The 23,175-nt window shown below is 22.2% G+C and carries 19 protein-coding genes and 2 tRNA genes; 9 read left to right on the top strand and 12 right to left on the bottom strand.

The window, feature by feature from the left end:
- Positions 1-223 precede the first annotated feature (223 nt).
- Positions 224-1,234 carry an ornithine carbamoyltransferase gene (gene argF, locus D9V78_RS01240; RefSeq protein ID WP_158350648.1) on the bottom strand — a complete coding sequence of 337 codons (1,011 nt, stop codon included), beginning with the start codon at positions 1,232-1,234 and terminating at the stop codon, positions 224-226.
- 566 nt (positions 1,235-1,800) lie between these two features.
- Here argF and D9V78_RS01235 point away from each other — a divergent pair.
- From D9V78_RS01235 to asnS, 3 genes are all read left to right on the top strand, one after another.
- Entirely contained in the window at positions 1,801-4,629 is a 2,829-nt protein-coding gene (locus tag D9V78_RS01235) for a valine--tRNA ligase (RefSeq protein ID WP_158350646.1), read from the top strand.
- A gap of 101 nt (positions 4,630-4,730) precedes the next feature.
- Entirely contained in the window at positions 4,731-5,693 is a 963-nt protein-coding gene (locus D9V78_RS01230; protein WP_158350644.1) for a rhodanese-related sulfurtransferase, read from the top strand.
- 130 nt (positions 5,694-5,823) lie between these two features.
- On the top strand, positions 5,824-7,227 hold the full coding sequence (asnS, locus tag D9V78_RS01225) for an asparagine--tRNA ligase (RefSeq protein ID WP_158350642.1): 1,404 nt from the start codon (positions 5,824-5,826) through the stop codon (positions 7,225-7,227).
- 854 nt (positions 7,228-8,081) lie between these two features.
- Here asnS and ptsG read toward each other — a convergent pair.
- The 10 genes from ptsG to D9V78_RS01175 form a co-directional block, all read right to left on the bottom strand.
- Positions 8,082-9,536, bottom strand: a complete 1,455-nt coding sequence (ptsG, locus tag D9V78_RS01220; RefSeq protein ID WP_158350640.1) for a PTS glucose transporter subunit IIBC — start codon at positions 9,534-9,536, stop codon at positions 8,082-8,084.
- Positions 9,537-9,570: 34 nt separating this feature from the next.
- Complete coding sequence (locus D9V78_RS01215; RefSeq protein ID WP_158350638.1) at positions 9,571-10,362, bottom strand: TatD family hydrolase; 792 nt, start codon at positions 10,360-10,362, stop codon at positions 9,571-9,573.
- 22 nt (positions 10,363-10,384) lie between these two features.
- Complete coding sequence (locus tag D9V78_RS01210; protein ID WP_158350636.1) at positions 10,385-11,359, bottom strand: DNA polymerase III subunit delta' C-terminal domain-containing protein; 975 nt, start codon at positions 11,357-11,359, stop codon at positions 10,385-10,387.
- Positions 11,349-12,008: a dTMP kinase gene (tmk, locus tag D9V78_RS01205; RefSeq protein WP_158350634.1), complete on the bottom strand. Its 660-nt coding sequence runs from the start codon at positions 12,006-12,008 to the stop codon at positions 11,349-11,351. The genes D9V78_RS01210 and tmk overlap by 11 nt, the downstream gene beginning before the upstream one ends.
- Before the next feature lie 6 nt (positions 12,009-12,014).
- The gene (gene acpP / locus D9V78_RS01200) at positions 12,015-12,260 is read right to left on the bottom strand and encodes an acyl carrier protein (protein WP_261978876.1); all 246 of its coding nucleotides are present in this window, start codon (positions 12,258-12,260) and stop codon (positions 12,015-12,017) included.
- 46 nt (positions 12,261-12,306) lie between these two features.
- A complete protein-coding gene (gene fabG, locus D9V78_RS01195; RefSeq protein WP_315984288.1) occupies positions 12,307-13,050 on the bottom strand; it encodes a 3-oxoacyl-ACP reductase FabG in 744 nt (247 codons plus the stop codon).
- Positions 13,047-13,967, bottom strand: a complete 921-nt coding sequence (locus D9V78_RS01190; RefSeq protein WP_158350632.1) for an acyltransferase domain-containing protein — start codon at positions 13,965-13,967, stop codon at positions 13,047-13,049. Before D9V78_RS01190 ends, fabG begins: the two co-directional genes overlap by 4 nt.
- 102 nt (positions 13,968-14,069) lie before the next feature.
- The gene (rpmF, locus tag D9V78_RS01185) at positions 14,070-14,252 is read right to left on the bottom strand and encodes a 50S ribosomal protein L32 (protein ID WP_158350630.1); all 183 of its coding nucleotides are present in this window, start codon (positions 14,250-14,252) and stop codon (positions 14,070-14,072) included.
- Between the two features lie 38 nt (positions 14,253-14,290).
- Complete coding sequence (locus tag D9V78_RS01180) at positions 14,291-15,226, bottom strand: RluA family pseudouridine synthase (RefSeq protein ID WP_158350628.1); 936 nt, start codon at positions 15,224-15,226, stop codon at positions 14,291-14,293.
- A gap of 242 nt (positions 15,227-15,468) precedes the next feature.
- Positions 15,469-16,146, bottom strand: coding sequence for an FLgD tudor-like domain-containing protein (locus tag D9V78_RS01175; protein WP_158350625.1), 678 nt, complete (start codon positions 16,144-16,146; stop codon positions 15,469-15,471).
- Positions 16,147-16,741: 595 nt separating this feature from the next.
- Here D9V78_RS01175 and murJ point away from each other — a divergent pair.
- Entirely contained in the window at positions 16,742-18,274 is a 1,533-nt protein-coding gene (murJ, locus tag D9V78_RS01170; RefSeq protein WP_158350623.1) for a murein biosynthesis integral membrane protein MurJ, read from the top strand.
- 121 nt (positions 18,275-18,395) lie between these two features.
- Here the strand turns inward: murJ and D9V78_RS01165 are convergent.
- A tRNA-Ser gene (locus D9V78_RS01165) sits at positions 18,396-18,483 on the bottom strand.
- 287 nt (positions 18,484-18,770) lie between these two features.
- Between D9V78_RS01165 and D9V78_RS01160 the strand changes: the two genes are divergently transcribed.
- The 5 genes from D9V78_RS01160 to leuA all read left to right on the top strand — a co-directional run bounded on the left by D9V78_RS01160 (position 18,771) and on the right by leuA (position 23,081).
- Positions 18,771-18,854: transfer RNA gene (locus D9V78_RS01160), tRNA-Leu, on the top strand.
- Between the two features lie 826 nt (positions 18,855-19,680).
- Positions 19,681-20,376 (top strand): septum site-determining protein MinC, encoded by a 696-nt coding sequence (gene minC, locus D9V78_RS01155; RefSeq protein ID WP_158350620.1) that lies wholly within the window; start codon positions 19,681-19,683, stop codon positions 20,374-20,376.
- 25 nt (positions 20,377-20,401) lie between these two features.
- Entirely contained in the window at positions 20,402-21,214 is an 813-nt protein-coding gene (gene minD, locus D9V78_RS01150) for a septum site-determining protein MinD (protein WP_158350618.1), read from the top strand.
- A 3-nt stretch (positions 21,215-21,217) separates the two neighbouring features.
- The gene (gene minE / locus D9V78_RS01145) at positions 21,218-21,475 is read left to right on the top strand and encodes a cell division topological specificity factor MinE (RefSeq protein WP_158350616.1); all 258 of its coding nucleotides are present in this window, start codon (positions 21,218-21,220) and stop codon (positions 21,473-21,475) included.
- A 61-nt stretch (positions 21,476-21,536) separates the two neighbouring features.
- Positions 21,537-23,081 (top strand): 2-isopropylmalate synthase, encoded by a 1,545-nt coding sequence (gene leuA, locus D9V78_RS01140; RefSeq protein ID WP_158350614.1) that lies wholly within the window; start codon positions 21,537-21,539, stop codon positions 23,079-23,081.
- Positions 23,082-23,175 lie beyond the last annotated feature (94 nt).

Genomic DNA, 23,175 nt, shown 5'->3' with positions numbered 1-23,175 from the left:
ATTTCATGTTTGAAATGATTTTCATATAATCTATAAATCTTATTTTATAATATTATGTTTAATAATTATATTTATTTTATTATATTCGTCATATTATTTAAAGTAATATTCTTATATAATATATTGTATAAAAATATCATATTTATTAGAAATATTTTAATATTGATTTTTAGTACAAATTATTGAAAGCTATTTCTAAGATTAATATCATGATTTAATTATTTTATATTTTAAAAATATCTTTTTTTAAAGTTGCTACCATTAAAGCTTTAAGAGTATGTAATTTATTTTCTGATTGATCAAAAATAATTTCACTGTTCGCATTAAAAATATCATTTGTAATTTCAATACCTTCGTGTAAATTATATAATTTTGAGATTTTTTTTCCTATTTTAGTATTTTTATCATGTATCGCTGGTAAACAATGTAATACTTTGATATCATCATTTTTAGTATATGATAACATTTTTTGATTTACTTGATATTTTTTTAATAATGAAATTTTTTTATCCCATTCGCTTTTTTCTTCGCCCATGGAAACCCATACATCAGTATATATAAAATCAACATTTTGTACACCCATTTTAATATCTTCTGTACATAAAAATTTTTTTTTGTTCGTTTGATATATTTTTTGCATAATATTTAATTTTGGCCAATATTTTTTTGGAGCTACAATATGTAATGTAAATCCAATAAGAAATGATAATTCTAGTAATGTATTTGCAATATTATTAGAAGCATCACCTACATATGCTAATTTTATTTCAGATATTTTTTTATTGGGTATGTATTCCTCAATTGTTAATAAATCTGCTAATAATTGTGTAGGATGATATTTTTTTGTTAGACCGTTCCAAATAGGAACGTTTGAATTATGAGATAATACTTTGATAGTTTGATGGCTTATACCTCTATATCCGATACCATCATACAATCTTTCTAATACCTTAATTGTATCAATAATAGATTCTTTATATCCCAAATGTATATTATGAGATGTAAGATAACTAATATTTGCACCTTGTTCATAAGCTGCAATTTCAAATGCACACCTTGTTCTAGTTGATTCTTGTTCAAAAATTAAAGCAATATTTTTATTTTTTAAATATTTTACTTCTTTTTTATTTTTTCTATTTTTTTTTAAAATTTTAGATAAAGAAATAATTTTTTTTATTTCATCTTTTGTAAAATCTGTAATCTTTAACAGACTTTTTTTATATAAGCTATTCATATTATTTTGAAAATATGTTAATAATTTAGTATTTATGTATACATGATAAAAAATAATAGAAATGATTTTTTAAATTAATATTTAATAATAATTTTATTACATGATATATTATAAATATAATAACATTTTTTAAAGATATTACATTTGATTTTGATAGTAATATTATTTTTGTATTATATATAAGTTTTTATCAACCTCCGAAGTATATTTTATTCTTGGTATATATTTTAAATGTTATTTAATAATATTTTTAATTTTTTTTACATCTTATAAAATAATATAATTTATATTTTAATTTTGATGTATTGGAATGTATACATTATTATATTTTATAGTATATTAATTTTTCAATGAAATTTTATATTTTTATAATAATAAATTTATTTTCTTAATTATTTATATTATTAAAAATATTATTATAAGTTATATTATAATACATATTAAATTTTTTAGAATGAGAATAGAATAATAATTAAATTATTACATTTAATGTAATTATATTAATTTTTTTTAATAAATATTTTTTTTATTTTATATGATAATAAAATTTTTATGAGATTTTTAATATGAAAAAAAAATATAACCCAAAAGATATAGAAGAAAAATTATATACGTTTTGGGAAAAAAATGGATTTTTTATCCCTAAAAAAAATATTAATGCAAAAAATTTTTGTATTGTTATGCCACCTCCTAATATTACAGGTAATCTACATATAGGGCATGCATTTCAACAAACAATTATGGATATTTTAATTCGTTATCATCGTATGCAAGGATATAATACTTTATGGCAAATGGGTGTTGATCATGCTGGTATTGCAACGCAAATGTTAGTTGCTAAACAAATTAAATTAAAATATAATTGTAATTTAAAAAAATTTGGTAGAAAGAATTTTATAGAAAAATGTTTGGAATGGAAAAATAAAAATGATCATAATATCTTTTCGCAAATAAAGAGATTAGGTAGTTCTGTTGATTGGAGCAGATTACGATTTACATTAGATGATATTTCACAAGAAGGTGTAAGAAAAGTTTTTATAGATTTATATAACAATGATTTTATTTATCGCAATAAAAAATTATCTTACTGGGATATAAAACTAAAAACAGTGTTATCTGATTTAGAAATTGAGCATCGTACAGTCAAAGGTGATATCTGGAATATTAAATATTTTTTATCAGATGCAAAAGGAAAAATTAATCACAATACATATCTAGTTATTTCAACTACCCGTCCAGAAACTTTATTCGGTGATACAGCTATTGCAGTACATCCTAAAGACACAAGATATACATCTTTGGTAGGATCGTTTGTAACTGTACCTATTGTAAATAGAATTATTCCTATTATTAGTGATAATTTTGTCGATATGAATAAGGGTACAGGTTGTGTGAAAATTACTCCTGCTCATGACTTTAATGATTATAATTTTGCTATACGACATAAAATACCTATGATTAATATTTTTACAGAAGATTGTAAAATATCTAATACATTTGATATATATGATATTTATGGTAATAAAACAAATATTTATAATACAGATGTCCCTGTTCAATTTCAAGGTTTAACACGATCAGAAGCAAAAAAGAAAATATTTAGTATTTTAAATCAAAATAAATTATTAGTTTCTATGATTCACTCTAATATTACTCGTTTATATGGAGATAGAAGCGGTTCTGAAGTTGAATGTATTTTAACTAATCAATGGTATCTACGTACTAAGAAATTATCGAAAATAGCTATTCAAGTAGTACAAGAAAATAAAATCATTTTTTATCCCAAACAATATAAAAATTTATATTTATCATGGATGCATAATATTCAAGATTGGTGTATTTCCAGACAGTTATGGTGGGGGCATCGTATTCCTGTATGGTATGATATATTAGGTAATATTTATGTTGGAAATAATGAAATTGAAATTCGTAAAAAATATAATATATCTAATAAAGTATATCTTACTCAAGAATCAGATGTGCTAGATACATGGTTTTCATCTAGTTTATGGAGTTTTTTATCATTAGACTGGCCTAGAAGTCATAAATTAATTCAATTATTTCACCCAACAAATGTATTAGTTAGTGGATTTGATATTATATTTTTTTGGGTAGCGCGTATGATTATGATGACTTTGTATTGTATCAAAGATGATATAGGTATACCTCAAGTTCCTTTTAAGCATGTATATATTACTGGTTTAATTAAAGATATATCAGGAAAAAAAATGTCTAAATCCCATGGAAATGTATTGGATCCATTACATATTATAGATGGAATTTCTGGGTTTAATACATTAAATACATGTGTTTTAAATGATGCACAATCAATTAATGTAGATAAAATTCCTGATAATTTTAGAAAAATTTTTCCTCAAGGTTTTCAAGGATTTGGTGCTGATGTATTACGTATAACGTTAGCTTCATTTTCTTCTATAACGCGTGATATTATTTTAGATAAGAAACAATTACAAGGGTATAGAAATTTTTGTAATAAAATTTGGAATGCTAGTCGATTAATTTTTTTAAATGTTAAATTGGAAGATATTATTTTATATTGTGATAATAATTCTTTGTATTTTTTTAATAATTGGATATCTTTAGAATTAAATAATACTATTAAAATTTATCGAACTGCTTTGGATTCATATCGATTCGACATTGCAATCAATATATTATATGATTTTTTTTGGAATAAATTTTGTAATTGGTATTTAGAGATTTTTAAGTTAACATTAAAGATGAGTTCTTTACAAGAAGTACAAAGTATGAAATTTACATTAATTTATATATTTGAGATATTTTTGCGTTTATCTCATCCAGTAATTCCTTTTATTACAGAATATATTTGGAAAAAATTAAAAAAATTTTTTAATATTACTACTAAAACTATTATGTTACAGAAATTTCCTAAGTTTAATATTAAAAATCAATCAAATCAAATTATTGAAATAATGCAGTGGTTACAAAAAATAGTTTTATTTTTAAGAAACATTCGTTCTAAATTAAAAAATTATCGTAATATTTTATTTCGTTTATTTATTGTTGAATTTGATATAGAATACAAGAAAATCATATTTTTAAATTATAATTTGATAAAGAAAATAGGCATATTAGAAGAGATTAATTTTACGAATGGTAATCACATTCCAGATAATGCAATTATAGAAATTATTAATCATCATACGGTATTTGTTGTTTTTAATATAAAAATATTCAATTTGATTAATTCTGAAAAGAAAGTATACAAAATAAACAAATTAAATGAAAAAATTCTTAATTTAAAGAAGACTTTATCTAACAAAAAATTTTTACAAAATGCACCTAAAAAAGTAATTCGTGCTAAAAAAGAGAAATTAAAAAAATTAACTATGTATAAAAATGAATTATTATAGTAATAATATTTTATATGCATTAATAAGTTTTTAAAAATATATTATTATAAATATTATATTATATCTTTTTATATCACATATATTTTGGAACAAAATATTATATGTCAATACTACATAATATTTATTCAAGAAAAAAATTGAAGTTATCTATCCTAAAAAAAAATGAACATCGTATTACACTTTCTTTTTATAAATATTTTAACATACGTAATCCGTATATTTTTAGAGATATGATATATACAAGTTTTGTAAAATTAAATATCTTTGGTAGAGTGTATATTGCAAAAGAAGGGATTAACGCACAAATTAATATTTTACATAATAAAATTTCTTGTTTAAAAAAATTTTTAAATAAAATAAATAAAAAATTTAAAAATATTCATATTAATTCAGGATTAAACACAAAGCAATCTTTTTGGATGCTGCAAGTTAAAGTACGTAAACAAATTGTTTCTGATGGATTATTAAATAAAAATTTTGATCATCATGATACTGGTATTTATGTGCAAATCAAAAATGTAAATCAGATGTTATATGATCCTAATGTAGTTTTTATTGATATGAGAAATGATTATGAATTCGTTATTGGTCATTTTGAACATGCCGTACATGTACCTGGATCTACTTTTAGGGATCAATTAAAAGGTATAGTGGGTTTTTTAAAAAAATACAAAGAGAAAACACTTGTTTTATATTGTACCGGAGGTATTCGTTGTGAAAAAGCTACATCGTGGTTAAAATATCATAATTTTAAAAATGTTTATCATATCCAAGGAGGTATTTTAAATTATGTTAATGAGTCTCAGAAAAATAATTTTCCAATAAAATTTAAAGGAAAAAATTTTGTTTTTGATCATAGAATGTCGGAACGAGTCTCTAAGCATATTTTAGGAAAATGTAAAACTTGTCAAATCGATTGTGATGATTATATTAATTGTCGTCGTGATACATGTCATGATTTATTTATTCAATGTACAGTATGTCAAATTAAATATAATAAATATTGTTCGATAAATTGCAAAAAATTTGATACAAAACATCCAGTATATTCTATCGTGAAATAATTATAATAATTAATAAAACTCATTTTTAGAATATTTCTATAATAATTTATTTAACATATAATATATTTTTTAATTAATTTTGAGATTTTAAAAATATTTTATCATACAAGTTTAATAGGTAATATACTATATGAAAAAAATATCGATTTATGATATATATACACAATATAATTTAATCAATAAAAATGTAGTTTTATTTGGATGGGTTCGTAATCGTAGACATTCAAAATGTGGAATTTCTTTTATTGATATTTATGATGGTTCATGTTTAAGAACTATTCAAGGGGTGATTACAAATAATATTTTAAACTATGAATCTGAAATACTGAAATTAACAAATGGTTGTTCAATACGTATTGAAGGTATGGTAATATGGTCTATGAATGGTAATCAAAAATATGAAATTAAAATTAATAAAATTCAAGTGATTGGCTGGGTAGATTGTCCAGGTAATTATCCTATTGCATCTAAAAAGCATACTTGTGAATATTTGCGATCTATACCACACCTTAGATCACGTACTAATCTTTTTAGTGCAATTACACGAATTCGAAATGGCATGTTTTATGCTATTCATACTTTTTTGAATAATTTTCATTATTATTGGATTCCGACTCCGATTATTACCGGTTTAAATTCAGAGGGAGCGGGTGAAATGTTTCGGGTATCGATGTTAAGTATTAACAATAAAAATAACTTTTTACAAAAGGGAATAAATGTTTTTAAAGATGATTTTTTTGGAAAAGAAACTTTTTTAACAGTATCTGGACAATTAACAGCAGAAGCGTATGCTTGTGCTATGACAAAAGTTTATACATTTGGACCAACTTTTAGAGCCGAAAATTCTAATACTACACGTCATTTGGCAGAATTCTGGATGTTAGAAATAGAGGGTGCATTTTTAAATTTACAAGATATTATACAATTATCGACAGATATTATAAAATATATTATTCAATATATTTTACAATACCATATTTTAGATATAGAGTTTTTTTATAATCAAGGAGATAGGAATATTTTTTATAGATTAGAGCAGTTTATAAATACTAAAATTATACAAATTGAATATTCGGATGCTATTGATATTTTATTAACGGCAAAAATTAATTTTAAACATGCAGTAAGTTTTGGTGCAGATTTATTTTTAGAACATGAAAAATATCTCGTTGATAAATATTTTTGTGCACCGGTATTTATTACAAATTATCCTAAACATTTAAAGGCATTTTATATGCGCATGAATCATGATAATAATACTGTTGCTGCAATGGATTTTTTAGTACCTAATATTGGTGAAGTTATTGGAGGATCAGAACGTGAAGAACGACAAGCATTATTAAAAAACCGTATTTTAGAAGCAGGATTAGATATAAAAAATTATGATTGGTATCTTGATTTACGTCGTTATGGTAGTGTACCTCATGCTGGTTTTGGGTTAGGTTTTGAAAGATTACTTTCATATATTACAGGTGTTCGTAATGTAAGAGATTTAATTCCATTTCCTCGTACTGTAAATCATGCGTTATGTTAAAAGATATTTTGAAACAATTTTTATATGATTTAATATGAACTATTAGATTTTTTAAGACATAAAAAGATTTTTTTTATTAAAGAATTTAATATATAAAAGTATCTATAAGTTTATATATAACGTCTTATAATATAGTATTTTTATTATTATCGATATGAATATGTTGATAGATTCATTTTATATATATAATACAAATTATTAATAATCAAGTAATATCAAATAAACAATTTATATGTCTTGTAAGAACAATCAAGTAAATTGTGGTTATTGTAATAATTTATTAATTGGAATGTTTTTAGTAAAGGTATTTTTATTTTGATAATTATTTTGAATATTTATTAATTTACTGTATGATATCAGTATTTTTTATATTTATAAACTTTCATAATATAATAATACATAATATACATTATTATAAATGTTTTCTAGATTGATAATTATTATATATTTCTACAAAATGATAAAATTTAATTTTGATTATATGATATAGATTGTAGTATATTATTTTATAAAAATTTTTAAAGATATAATTTTAAAAAATATTTTAATAAATATTTTAATTATTTTTATAAAAAAATTACCTTAATTTTTAATTAATCATTTAAAAAAAATCAATTTATAAAAATATAATTTTTTGAAATTTATTTATTACATTCGATATTTGAATTGTTTTTCATATTTAATAGTATGGTTTTTTATTAAAAAATGTATAATTTTTATTAAAATATTTTATTTTTTCATAATGTAATTACTTAAGAAGATTAGCATAATATTTATGTAAAGCATATATCAATATTTTCTACTATTATGTTATTTTTTTATTTATGCATAATAGTAGTAGGATATAATGTTATTTAAAATGATTTATTATTTTGAGTATTATTTTTAATATAATCATCCATTGCACTTTTTATATTATCTGATTTAGTGCCAAATATTATTTGTACTCCTAAACCTGAAATAATAATTCCAGATGCACCTAATTTTTTAATTTGTACTTGATTTATTACATCAACTGTATATACAGTGATTCTAATTCTTGTTATACAAGCATCTAAATGTTGAATATTTTTTGCACCACCTAAAGCTTGAATTAATATCGGTGCTAATTCTTTTGGATTCTTTATAGTGATATTATTTTGAATATTTTCTCTACCTGGTGTCATAAAATTAAAATATTTTATTAAAGTATAAAATATCACATAATATATTATTCCATATACGGTACCTACTATAGGGAATAACCATATAGATTTTCCGTTTGCACTTAAGATAATAAAATCAATTAACCCGTGAGAAAAACTAGTTCCAGCATTCATTCCAAAAAAAATACATACAGGGAAAGCTAAACCAGCTAAAATTGCATGTATAAAATATAAGATAGGCGCAGTAAGTAAAAATGCAAATTCAATTGGTTCTGTAATTCCTGTTAAAAATGCTGTTAAAGCCGCAGAAATCATCATACCTCCGACTTTAGAACGATTTTTTTTATGTGCACAATTCCATATAGCAAAAGCTGCTCCTGGCAATCCATACATTTTAAATAAAAATCCTCCTGCTAATTTTCCGGCAGTGCGATCACCAGCCATATATCTTGCGATATCTCCATGAAATACCTGTCCTAACGAATTAGTATATTCACCTATTTGCATTTGAAATGGAACATTCCAAATATGATGTAAACCGAATGGTACTAAAATTCTTTCTACAAAACCATATATAGCAAAAGCTAGCATAGGATTTTGATAAGCAGCCCATTGTGAAAACATTTTAATAATTTGACTAATTGGTGGCCATATTAAAGATAATATACATCCAAATAATATCGCACATAATCCAGAAATCATAGGAATAAATCTTTTTCCAGAAAAAAAACCTAAATATTCTGGTAATTCAATTCTTGAAAATTTATTAAATAAATATGCTGTAATTATACCAGAAAAAATACCCCCTAAAACACCGATATCACAATAATATTGATGATTTTTACAAATGATTTCATTTTTTAATATGATAGGAATAACAATAGTGGTAGTTTTAATCATAATTTCATGACCAATGACTGCAGCTAATGCTGCAACACCATCATTATTTGTGAAGCCTAAAGCAATACCTATAGAAAAAATTAATGGTATATTTTTAAATACTGCACCTCCTGCCTCTACCATAATATTTGATATTACCGATGGTATAATATGAAAATTTGCTGTACCTATACCTAAAAAAATTCCAGCAATGGGTAATACTGATACTGGTAACATTAGGGATTTTCCTAATTTTTGCAGATTTGCAAACATATTTGTTAACATATTTCATATTTCCTACATAAATTTTTTATTGAAATTAATTTGTATGATTTTTTGATATATCAAATAATTGAAAAAAGTTTTTTTTTAATATTCTAGATATTTCAATTAAACTAATATTTTTTATTTTTGCTAAATGTTTTGCAATATATAATAAATTAGCTGGTTGATTATATTTTCCCCGAAATGGTTCTGGAGATATATAAGGAGAATCAGTTTCAATGAGTATGCGATTTATTGGAATAAATTGTATGATCTCTTTTAAATACAACGCATTTTTAAATGTGATAATTCCTGAAAAAGAAATATAAAATCCTAAATTTAATAATTTTCTAGCTAGATTGATGCTACCAGTAAAAGAATGTATGATCCCATTACAGGATAGAAAATTTTTATTAGACAAAATATTAATTGTATCGTATTCTGCATTTCTTGTATGTATGATAATTGGTTTTTTATGCTTGATACTTAAATAAATATGCTGTTGAAATTTATCTATTTGGATATTTTTTTTGTTTTCTTTTTTTAAAAAATCAAGACCAGTTTCACCAAGTGCAATAATTTGTTTTTGAGAAGAAATTAATTTTTCTAATTCCGAAATATTATTTTTATCATTTAAACTTGTATGTAAAGGGTGAATACCACAGCTATATAAAATATTTTTATTATATTTAAAATCTTGATAAGATGTTATATAATCGTCAATTGATATTGCAATGTTTAAAATTAATTTTACAGAGTTTTGATATGCTTTTTTTAATATATGATGAATATTTTTATTTTGATTTTTAATAATATTAAGATGACAATGTGAGTCAATTAAATACATCATATATTCTCTTTTTGATTTTTTAATTTAAAATTTGCCATTTTAGTAATTGTTTAAGTATTAATAATTCACTATCAATGTTTTCTATTTTTCTTAATAAATATCTACATATAATCCAAGATTTTAATATATTATGTAAATTATCAAATGAATATTTTTTGGATATTTTACGAATTAAATTTATGTAATCCGTATTCATTAGATATGAAATATTTTTTTTAAATTTCAAACTGTCTAATAATAATACAATTATCCAATAAATTTTATTTAAAATATTTTTTGTATTTATTTGTGGTAGTAATATTAAAAAGTTATTTTTTATAGTAGCCATTTGAATATTTTGATATAATTGATTGCGTTGTTTCCAATATTTTTCTAACAATTTTTTAGCTAATTCTGGATCATTATTATTAATATGTAACGCAATTAAGCATTTTTGTTTACTAAATTTTGTATTTTTTTGTATCCAAAATAATCCTACTTTTGTGGTAGGTATATTGATTTTATACAATAAACATCTACTTTGAAAAGTAAGATGTACTTTTTTATAAAAAGTATTTCCAATAAAGAAAAATGTATTTTTCGGCGGTTCTTCAATAACTTTTAACAATGCATTGATACTAAAAATTGTTAATGTTTTATAATTTGGAATCCATATAACTTTAGCATTATTGTATTGTGATGTGCTTTGTATCGCGTACAATATATTTCTAATTTGTTCAATTTCTATTATTTTACTAGTGTTGTTAGGATGTAATATATAAAAATCAGGATGATTTTTTTGTTTTATTAAAATACATCCTGTGCATTTTCCACAATTTTTAATATGATATTTATTTTTACAAAATATCCATTTGCTTATTGCCCAAATGATTTTATATGTATTATTAATATTATATGATTCAATTAAAATTGTATGATGTAGTTTTTTTTTTTTATAATTATTAATTATTTCTGTATAAATTGAATTTAACCATGGATATGATTTATTTTGCATTTTTTAACCATTTTTTTAGTTTATTTTTTATTTCTTTGTGTACAATATCTATTTTTAGATTAGCATTGACAGTAAAACTATTTTTATTTTTTTTAATATATTTTAAATATACATTTCTTGTACGTTCAAAAAAAAGTAAATTGTTTTTTTCAATATTATCTAATTTTCCACGGAGATTGATTCGTTGTAGTGCGTGTTTTGGTATTATATCTAAATATATTGTAAGGTCTGGTATGTACGATTGTACTACAATTTTACTTAAAATCATAATAATATCTTGACTAATATTATAACCTCCTCCTTGATAAGCAAATGATGATAAATCATATCTATCTGATATAATCCAGATGCTATTATTCAAAGCTGGTTTAATTATATTTTGTATTACTTGCATACGTGCAGCATACATGAGTAAAAGTATTGTTTTTGTATTTATAATTTCATATGGATTATAATTTTTAATAATATTTCTTAATTTTTCAGATAATGGAGTTCCTCCCGGTTCACGTATCATTGTGTTTTTTATTTTATATTTTTTTAAGATTTTTTTAATAATTTGACAAGCATCAGTTTTTCCTGCACCATCAATACCTTCTACAATAATAAGTTTTCCTTTTTTATGAAATATATTTTCTGTATTGTTTGTCATAAATATTTATTTTTTATTTTTTTGAATATATTCTACAATAAATGTAATAGTATTAAATTTTTCTAGTACTGTATCTGGTATTTCTATATTAAATTTTTCTTCTATAGCCATTGCAATTTCAATAATATCTAATGAATCAACTTGTAAATCTGTAAATATATTTGCTGTTTCCGTAATTTCTTCTTTTTTGATATCCATTATTTTTGAAATAATTTTTTTTATTTGATTTTGAATATTTTTCATATTTTTCATATTTTTATATATTTATTTAAATAATATATGTAATGTGTTATCTATGTTAATTCATATAGATACCACCATTAATGTGAATTGTTTGTCCGGTGATATAAGATGTATTTTTTGAAATTAAAAATAGCACTGCAGATGCAATGTCTTGAGGTGTACCAAAACGTTTCATAGGAATTTTAGATAAATATTTTTCCTGGTGAGATTTTTTCATTGTTTTAAACATTCCTGATTTAATTACACCTGGTGCAATAATATTTGAGGTAATACCGTGAGTAGCAACTTCTAATGCAAGTGTTTTATTAAATCCAATCAATCCAGATTTTGATGTTGCATAGCTTACCTGTCCAATATTTCCTATATTTCCAATTACTGATCCTATTGTAATAATACGCCCATATTTTTTTTTAATCATTTTTTTTACAGTAAGTTTTGTAATATAAAATACAGCAGTTAAATTAATTTGTAACGTATACATCCAATTTTCTAAGTTTGTATTAATTAATAATTGGTCTTTTTTAATAGCAGCATTATTAATAAGTATATCAATACGTTGAAATGTATGATAAATATTTTTTATAATTTGTGACACTTGAAATAAATTATTAAGATTTAACACAATACCAAATCCATGATTTTTTAATTCTTGATCAATAATTTTTTTTCCCTGTATACTTGTTGCAGTTCCGATAACCAAAATGTTATTTTGAGATAATACTTTTGCAATTTTTTTTCCAAGACCTCTATTCGCACCAGTAACTAAAGCAATTTGTTTATTTGGTTGTATAATTTTCATTTTAATAAATTTAATGTTAATTTAATATTTTTAAAATTATTGATTGATATAATATTAATATAATTATTATCTTTACATATTTTTTTTAAGACGTTATTTGTACTAATTTCTAAAATAATATCCGATGTTAATGTAATTATATGCATTGTTTTTTCCCACTGTACTGGATGAGAAAGTTGTTTAATAAAATTTTTTTGAATAGTATCGCTTTTATTTTGTTTTTTTATGATTGTACTATTAATTACTGGATATTTAGTTTTTTTAATCAAAATTTTTTTTATTTGTTTAGAAAATTTTCTATAAATTTTTTTCATAATAAAACAATGTGCCGCAACATCAATTTTTAGTGGGATAATTATTGCTCCAAGTGCTTCTAATGTTATATTGATTTTTTCTACAGGTTTTTTATATCCTGAAATAATGACTTGATTTTTTGAATTTATACTTGCAATACTAATAAATTTAATTAAATGATTTTTTTTTAATATTTCTACAATGATATTTTTTGATAATCCAATAATAGCTTGCATTTGTATTTCTAATGATGAAGAATTTTTTTTCATCATATGTTCTCTTCGTTGCACTAATAAAAGTCCTTCTGAGAATTTTATTGCATCACTACATATTAAAGCAGAATATTCTCCTAAACTATGTCCTGATACAATATGAGGATTTTTTCCGCTGATTTTTTTCCAAAATCTATAAATTGCTACTGCGATAGTAATTAAAATTGGTTGTGCATACCCTTGTTTTTTAATTATATATTTTTTTTTTTGTATATTTTTCCAAATATTGTAATGTAAATATTCTGATGCTTCATCAAATGTATTTTTAATAACATGATTATATTTATTTAAATGTAATATTTGGTTAATATTTTGTATACTTTGTCCCGGAAAAATCATTGCTATTTTCAAGAAGATAATTTTCACCTTAATATTGTAAAAATAATTTTTATATTGTAATTTATTAAATATATTTACTTAAAATTATTTTACTTACATCAAATATTGATATATTTATTTGTTGTGGTTCTTTTTTATAATTAATTGACCTTTATAAAAAAGTTTTTTTGTAATACAATGTCGAATATGTATTTCTTTACTAAATTTATCTTGCGATAGAATAACTGGTGTTAATTTACTATGAGATCTACGCATACCTCTTTTTGATCGTGTTGGTTTACTTTTTTGAACTGCCATATAGAAAACTCCTTAAGGAATATATGAATATATTTTAATTATATGTTTTGAAAAAATTTTATAAATTTGTCTTCTAAAGGTGCATAAATGTGGTATTTTTTATTATTATCAGGATGATAAAAAATAATTTTAGATGCATGTAATAAAATTTGTTTATATTTTTTTTTCACTTGAATATTATTATCTAATTTGCAATGACCATATATATCATCAAAAACAATTGGGTGCCCGATATGTGCAGCATGTACTCGTATTTGGTGTGTCCTACCAGTGCGAGGAATAATTTCTACTAAGGTATGTTGATTAATTTTTTTTTTAAATTTAAAAGTACTAGTAGATTGTTTACCTAATGGATTAACTGTAATGATTTTTTTTCCATTTTTCATATTTTTATAAATCGGTACAGACACGTGTTTTATATTATAATCTAGAATGCCATGTAAAATTGCAGTATAACTTTTAAAAATTTTATTTTCTCTAAATTGCTGATGTATATTTTTTAGAGTAGATTTTTTTTTTGCTAGCATTAATATACCAGAAGTATTTCGATCTATTCGATGTATTAGTTCTAAAAAATGAGAATGTGAGTATAGTAATCTAAATATTTCTATAATTCCAAATTTTAACCCACTGCCACCATGTACTGGTATGCCAGTTGGTTTATTAAGAATCAACAAATGATTATCTTCAAATAAAATGTAAGATAAAAATTTTTTCTTCATTGTATTATTTAATAAAATATTTTTATTGTTATTTTTTAATTTAATTGTTTTATAATATGATAAAGTATCTCCTACTTCTAACTTATAATCTGGTTGAATTTTTTTTGTATTAATTTTTATATCACCTGTTCTAAGCATTTTATATAATGCGTTTTTCGGGATTTTATGAAATTTTTTACGTACAAAGTTATCTATTCTTTGTTTTTGATCATCATAAGTAATTTTTATATTGAAGATATTTTTTTTATGCATTATATTCCGAATTTTTAAGTATTTAATTGTATATGATATAAAAAAGATTATATATTTTTTTTTAGTATATTAATATGTTTATATTTTTTTTAAATATTAAAATTATTTTTAAGAATATATTAATTTTGAAAGTGATTTTTATATTTTAAATAAATTTTTTTATATAATTTTATTAAATCTTTTAAAATAATTTTTTAAATTTTATATTAAAAGATAATAAAACACTTATTTGATTATATATTTTAAAATATTCTTTTAATATCTTTTATATCAACTTTTCCAGTAATACCTAAATTAATTTTATATGCATTAGCATTCGGATCATAATCAATACTTTTCACGATACCATGAACTAAAGGTTGTACATAAAATGGTCCATTTTCGTTTTCAGCTTGGATTGAAAGTTCATATAAACCTGAGTTTAAATTACATATATTATTAACTTCTCCATTCCAGTAATATGTATAATTTCCAGGTTTTTGTGTATTAATTAAATTCGAAAAAATTAAATGATGATTTTGATCTTTAATTTGTATTAATAACGATGTTGTATATTTAGGTAAGAAATAACCATATATTATATTGGTATTTTTAATATAAGTAATTTTAGACCCAGGGATTAGTACATTATGTCCAATTAATTCTGATAGATTTAAAAAATTAGAATTTTCTTCATTGATATTATAAATTGTTGAATTATTAATATTAATTAGATTATTTTCTAGACTGACTTGATCTATTGTTTTTTTAGATATATTGTTTTTTTTTATTTTTTGTATTTTTTGATCATAGATATTTTTATTTGATACTTGAATATTTTTTTTTTTTTGTATTGTATTTTTTAAATGAGATATGATATTTTTATTTTTAAAATAAATAGTAGACATTTTTTTAATATTAATACTATTAATAATATTCATTTACGTACCTTTTATAGTATTACATTTTTCAAATGTATTATAGTTAATATTTTTAATTTTATTTTTCTTGATCATTTACTAATTTTATGTTAAAATAAACGCTTTAGTTATAATAAAATGAATTTTATCAAAGATATTATTTAATAAAAATAATTTTATAACTATTATATCATTTTTTGAAATATATTTTTAAATTTATTCTTTTCTAATATTTATATTTTATTATATATTATTTCTTATACATTTCATACTTAATTGTTAAATTGTAATTTTATTTTATTATCTTGTAAAATATAATATATTGAAATATATAAATTAGCAACATTAAAATTAAATCATTTGAATAATGATTTATAATATTTAAATGTTACATTACATATACCTTGATATTTAACTCAATTTAATTTTGTGCGTTGTCATAAAATTTGTTATATATAGATATTTATTAAATATATGAATGTAAGATTTTTATACAGTTTATATTGTCATATCTAAAAAATTAATTATTCTATTTGATGTTGTGAAATAATAATATATTTTAGGGGATAACTCTTTATTTTTAAATTTTACGTTCATCTAAAAATTTTATTAACATATGAATCTCTTAAAATCGTTTATTAATATTAGTTTAGTGACTTTCTTTTCAAGAATATTAAGTTTTATTCGTGATTTTATTATTGCTTATACATTTGGAGTATCTGTATCAACGGATGCATTTTTTATAGCTTTTAAAGTACCTAATTTATTAAGAAGAATTTTTGCAGAAGGAGCGTTTTTACAAATTATTATTCCTATTCTTATTCAATATAAAAAAAAAAATATTTATTTCACCCGAAAGTTTTTTTCTTCTATTTTAGGTTTTATGATTTTAGTATTGTTTTTTTTAACTATTATAGGTATATATTGCGCTCCTTATATTATTTGTATTATTGTTCCTGGATTTTTAAAAAAAAAAAAATTATTTGAGTTAACTGTAGAATTATTAAGAATAACTTTTCCTTATATTTTTTTTATCTCGTTATCATCTTTAACGACAGCTGTTTTAAATATTTGGAATTTTTTTGTTATTCCAGTATGCTCACCAATTTTATTAAATAGTAGTATGATAATATTTTCATTGTTTTTTACAAAATATTTTTATACTCCAATTTTTGCTTTATCCTGGTCTGTAATTTTTGGCGGTATATTGCAATTTTTATACCAATTTTTGTTTTTAAAAAAAATTAATATGTTTGTTTTACCACAAATAAATTTTAAAATATTAAAAATATCAAACTTATTAAAGAAAATTGGTATTGGTATTTTAGGAATTTCAGCTAATCATATTTCTTTATTAATTAATAGCGTATTATCATCTTTATTTATTTCAGGTTCAGTATCCTGGATGTATTATGCAGATAGATTAATTGAATTTCCAGTAGGAATATTAGGAATCTCACTTGGTACTATCTTATTATCTTCTCTAACAAAAAGTATTGTTAATAATAAATATAATCAATTTTGTCAATTAATTAATTGGGGTATTCGAATTAGTGTGATGGTAGGATTACCTAGTTCAATTATTTTATATGTTTTATCTCACCCGTTAATTACAGTATTATTTCAATATGGGAAATTTACAAAATTTGATACCATGATGACAGAAAGATCTTTGGTAGGATACTCCATAGGATTATTGGGTTTGATTTTAGTAAAAATTCTATCTCCTGCATTTTATGCACGTCAAGATATGAAAACACCTATGGTTATTTCATTAATAACAATAATATTTACACAAGGTATTAATTTATTTTTTTTATTTATGAAACTTGGTAACTTAGGTTTATCATTATCTATTAGTTTTTCAGCTTGGTTAAATTGTATTTTATTGTATTGGAATTTACATCGCAAGGGCTTATTTAAATTACAGTCTGATTGGCCAGTTTTTCTATTTAAAGTAATATTTTCGTCATTAGTGATGTTTATTGTATTAATTACTTTTTTCGTATTATTTCCGAACTGGAATATTGGTACTATTTGGTGGAAAATTTTTAGTTTATTGATAATATTTATGTTTTCTTGGGTAATATATTTTTTAGTATTATTTATATTTGGGATTCGATTAAAAAACTTTTATTTTATAATATAATAATATATTTAAAAACATATCATTAATTATGATGTGAGCATTTTATCATAGATAATATATTTTTATAAATATAATTCTTATATAAATTTTTTTAATTATTAATGTAATATGTAAAGATCTGTGGAGGAGGAGGGATTCGAACTCTCGGATGAGTATTACTCATCGGCGGTTTTCAAGACCGCTGCCTTAAACCACTCGGCCACTCCTCCTGATATGTATATAAAAACTTTTTTATTTATATCAATATAATTTTTATTATATACTAATATAAATAATATTATATGTAAAGTTTTTATTTATTTATTTTGATAATATTTTATGTTATGATAATATATAAGATGAATTAATTAAAATATAATTAATTAATACGAAGTATACGATATATAGATTATTTAATAAAAATCTTTTGGCGCGTTGACAGATTGGCTTATGTGGCGGACTGCAAATCCGTATAATCTGGTTCAATTCCAGAACGCGCCTTTTTTATTTTATTTTTGCCCGGATGGTGAAATAGGTAAACACAAGGGACTTAAAATCCCTCGGCTTAACAGCTTTGCGGGTTCGATTCCCGCTCTGGGTAATAATATATGTGTATCAATTTTAGTAACACATACATAATATTTTGAACTATTTTATATACATGATTTATATAAAATAATTAATATAATTTTATTATGTAAGGTATAATTTTATGTATCAATCTTTATAAAATATTTTCATATTATTTAATTCTATTAATGTTTTTTAAAACTATACGATAAAATCAATATATTAAAAAATAAATTTTTATTAAAAATACTTTTATTGGTATTTGAAAAAACTTTTAATTTAAAATGATTTTTTAAATGTATTATAATTTTAATAATAAATTTGATATTATTTTTATAGATATAAAAATATTAAGAAAATATATTTTATAAATTTATATTTCTATTAAGATAAATATATTATTAAAAAAAATTTTTTATAAGATATCGCATAATTATTTTATTTTTAAAAATATTATAAATATATATTCTATGCATTGACGTTTTTATAATAAATATCAAAAATAATTAATTTTAAATAAATATATATTTTTTTTTATTGTATTATATGCTTCTATAAATTTAATTTTAATAATAACATAAAAATTTTTTAATAAAAATCTTTAAATGTAATTCTGAATATTTTTATTACAAAAATATTTTTCACTGAAATGATCTTACATAGTAAATAAAAATCTTTTCTGCCAAAAATTTCATTAAAAATTACAAGTATTATATAATGATTATATTTTCTCGAACTAATTAAATATATTTTATATTTTATTTATTTTGAATAAGACATTAGTTAATAAATTATAATAATATATTTATATTTTTTTATTACACCTTAGTATAAATATTTGAAATCAACTGAATTATATGTTAGAAAATTATCCAATAGAATTTAGAGGAAGTGTATTTACATTTTTAGTTTTATACATTAAAAATAATACTATAGATGTTGTAAAAAAAGCAATATATAAAAAAATCCAATCAGCACCTGAATTTTTTAAAAATGCTTCTATTATATTAAATGTGTCTTTTTTAAATTCATCAGTAAATTGGAATGATATGCAATACGCAATTAGATCGACTGGTTTAAGAATTATTGGAATTTCCGGATATATTGATTCTATTTTAAAAAAAATAATTATGCGATCTGGTTTTCCAATTTTTCCAGAAGGAAAAAATTTTTTAAATAATATAAATTATATAGATAAAAATAATTCGTTAAAATATAAAAAATTACAATCAAAAATTATTACTACTCCAGTACGTTCGGGTCAAAAAATTTATGTTAATCATTCAGATTTGATTGTTATTAATAATGTAAGTACAGGAGCAGAATTAATTGCTGGAGGTAATATTCATGTTTATGGTGCTATGCGAGGACGTGCTTTAGCTGGTGTTCATGGAGATAAAACAAGAAATATTTTTTGTACAAAATTTTTTGCTGAAATTGTTTCTATTGCTGGAGAATATTTGTTATTTGATCAAATATCTGATGATTTATTAGGAAATGGTGTACATATTTTTTTGAAAAATCATGTTGTATATGCTCATTTGTTGATATAAATTTTTAAACGATGGAAATAGATATATGGCTCGTATTATTGTAATTACATCTGGTAAAGGAGGAGTAGGAAAAACTACATCCAGTGCAGCTATTGCAACTGGTCTTGCTCAATGTGGAAAAAAAACTATAGTTATTGACTTTGATGTTGGTTTGCGTAATTTAGATTTAATTATGGGTTGTGAAAGACGTGTTGTATATGATTTAATTAATGTTATTGAAGGTGATGCAATACTTGAACAGGCAATAATAAAAGATAAATATACAAAAAATTTATTTATTTTACCTACCTCACAAACTAGAAATAAAGATTCGTTAACTAAAAAAGGTGTTGATTTAATTTTTAATAAATTATGTAGTATGAATTTTGATTTTATTATTTGTGATTCTCCAGCAGGAATTGAATCTGGCGCTATTTTAGCAATGTATTTTGCTGATGAAGCAATTGTTATTGCCAATCCAGAAGTAACTTCTGTGAGGGATGCAGATCGTATTTTAGGTATTATTGCTGCTCAATCAAAACGATCTGAAAATAATTTATTTCCTGTAAAAGAGTATTTATTATTAAATAGATATAATCCAATAAGAGTAAAAAGAGGTGATATGTTAAGTTTGGATGATGTGTTAGATATTTTACGTATTCCAGTGATTGGGGTAATTCCAGAAGATGTAGATGTATTAAAAGCATCTAATAAAGGTGAATCTATCATTTTAAATCAAACATCTCAGGCGGGTCAAGCATATCATGATACAGTAAGTAGATTACTTGGAACAACATGTAATTTTCGTTTTTTAACAGAAAAAAAAAAAAGTTTTTTTAGACGATTATTTTGGAGATGAATAATGTCATTGTTAGACGTTTTATTATCACGTAGAACAAATACAGCATATATAGCGAAAAAAAGATTACAAATGATATTCTTAAAAAAAAAAAAATGTATAAATTATTCTGATCATTTTATAAAATTAAAAAAGGAAATTTTGTTTATTGTAGAAAAATATATACAAATGAAACCAAATATAATTTCCGTCAGGGCAAATCAAAAAGATCCGAATATTTTTATTTTAAAATTACATGTAATTAAAAAAAATGACATATAAATGAATTAATATATAGTATTTTGATTATAAATTTTTAAATATTTTTATTTTGGATAATATTATGAATGACAAAATTATTATTTTTGATACATCTTTGCGGGATGGGGAGCAGGCTTTACAAGCTAGTTTAAGCGTAAAAGAAAAAATACAAATCGCTATGGCGTTAGAAAGGATGAAAATTGATATTATGGAAGTTGGTTTTCCAATTTCTTCGCCTGGAGATTTTAACTCTGTTAGAGAAATATCAAAAATTATTAAAAATACAAAAATATGTAGCCTAGCTCGTTGTATTAAAAAGGATATTGATGTAGCTGCAGATGCAATGTCTGTATTACATGATTTTCGTATTCATGTTTTTTTAGGTACATCTAATTTACATATGTATTCTAAATTAAGAAAGAATTTTGATGAAATTGTAGATATGGCAATTAATTCAATTAAATATGCTAAACGTTATACTAATGATATTGAATTTTCTTGTGAAGATGCAGGAAGAACTTCCATAGATAATTTATGCAGAATAGTTGAATATGCTATTTCTGCTGGTGCAACAACAATTAATATTCCAGACACAGTAGGTTATACACTACCGCATGAATTTGGTAATATTATTAAATTGTTATATGAAAAAGTTCCTAATATTGATAAAGCAACTATTTCTGTACACTGTCATGATGATTTAGGGATGGCAGTTGGAAATTCTATTTCTGCTATTTTATCTGGTGCGAGACAAATTGAAGGTACTATAAACGGAATTGGAGAACGAGCAGGAAATGCTGCTTTAGAAGAAGTTATTATGGCGATTATATCGCGACAGGATATATTAAATGTACATACAACTATTAAAACTAAAGAGATATCTAGAACAAGCAAAATTGTTAGTCAAATTTGTAACATGCCTATTCCAGCAAATAAAGCAATTATTGGAAGTAATGCCTTTTCACATTCTTCAGGTATACACCAAGATGGAATTTTAAAAAATAGAGCAAATTATGAAATTATTTCACCTGAAATTATTGGATTAAAAGCAGTTAAGTTAAATTTAACTTCACGTTCAGGAAGAGCAGCAGTACGACATCGTATGGAACAAATGGGTTACAAAGATAGTGAATATAATATTGATAAATTATATGTATCATTTCTAAAATTAGCAGATAAGAAAGGTCAAGTTTTTGATTATGATCTTGAAGCATTGGCATTTATTAATAATCAACAAGAAACGCCAGAATATTTCCGATTAGAATATTTTAATGTTAAATCTAGTTCTAGTGGTTCTGCTAATGCCTCGGTAACATTAGTTTGCGGAAAAGATATTTTTACGGAATCTGCTACTACAAGTAATGGTCCTGTTGATGCTGTTTATAGAGCATTACATAAAATATCAGGTTATTCAATTTTATTACAAAAATTTCAATTATTTGCAAAAGGGAAAGGAAAAGATGCGTTAGGGCAAGTTGATATTCTTGTAGAATATCAAAATAGAAAATTTCATGGTATAGGTTTAGCAACTGATATTATTGAATCATCAGCAAAAGCTATGGTTAACGTCTTAAATAGTATTTGGCGAGCGAAGCAGGTTATTTTAACATTAAATAAAAATATATAATTATTGATTATATGTATTTTAAAATATTAATTTTATATAATAATAAAGAATAATTATTATATTATTTTCTATTATATAAATTTCAATGAGTTTT

The sequence above is a fragment of the Buchnera aphidicola (Sarucallis kahawaluokalani) genome, from assembly GCF_005080725.1.
Classification (GTDB): Bacteria; Pseudomonadota; Gammaproteobacteria; order Enterobacterales; family Enterobacteriaceae; genus Buchnera_L; species Buchnera_L aphidicola_AF.
Note: the sequence above shows the minus strand (reverse complement) of the source record. Positions and strands in the feature narration are given on the sequence as shown.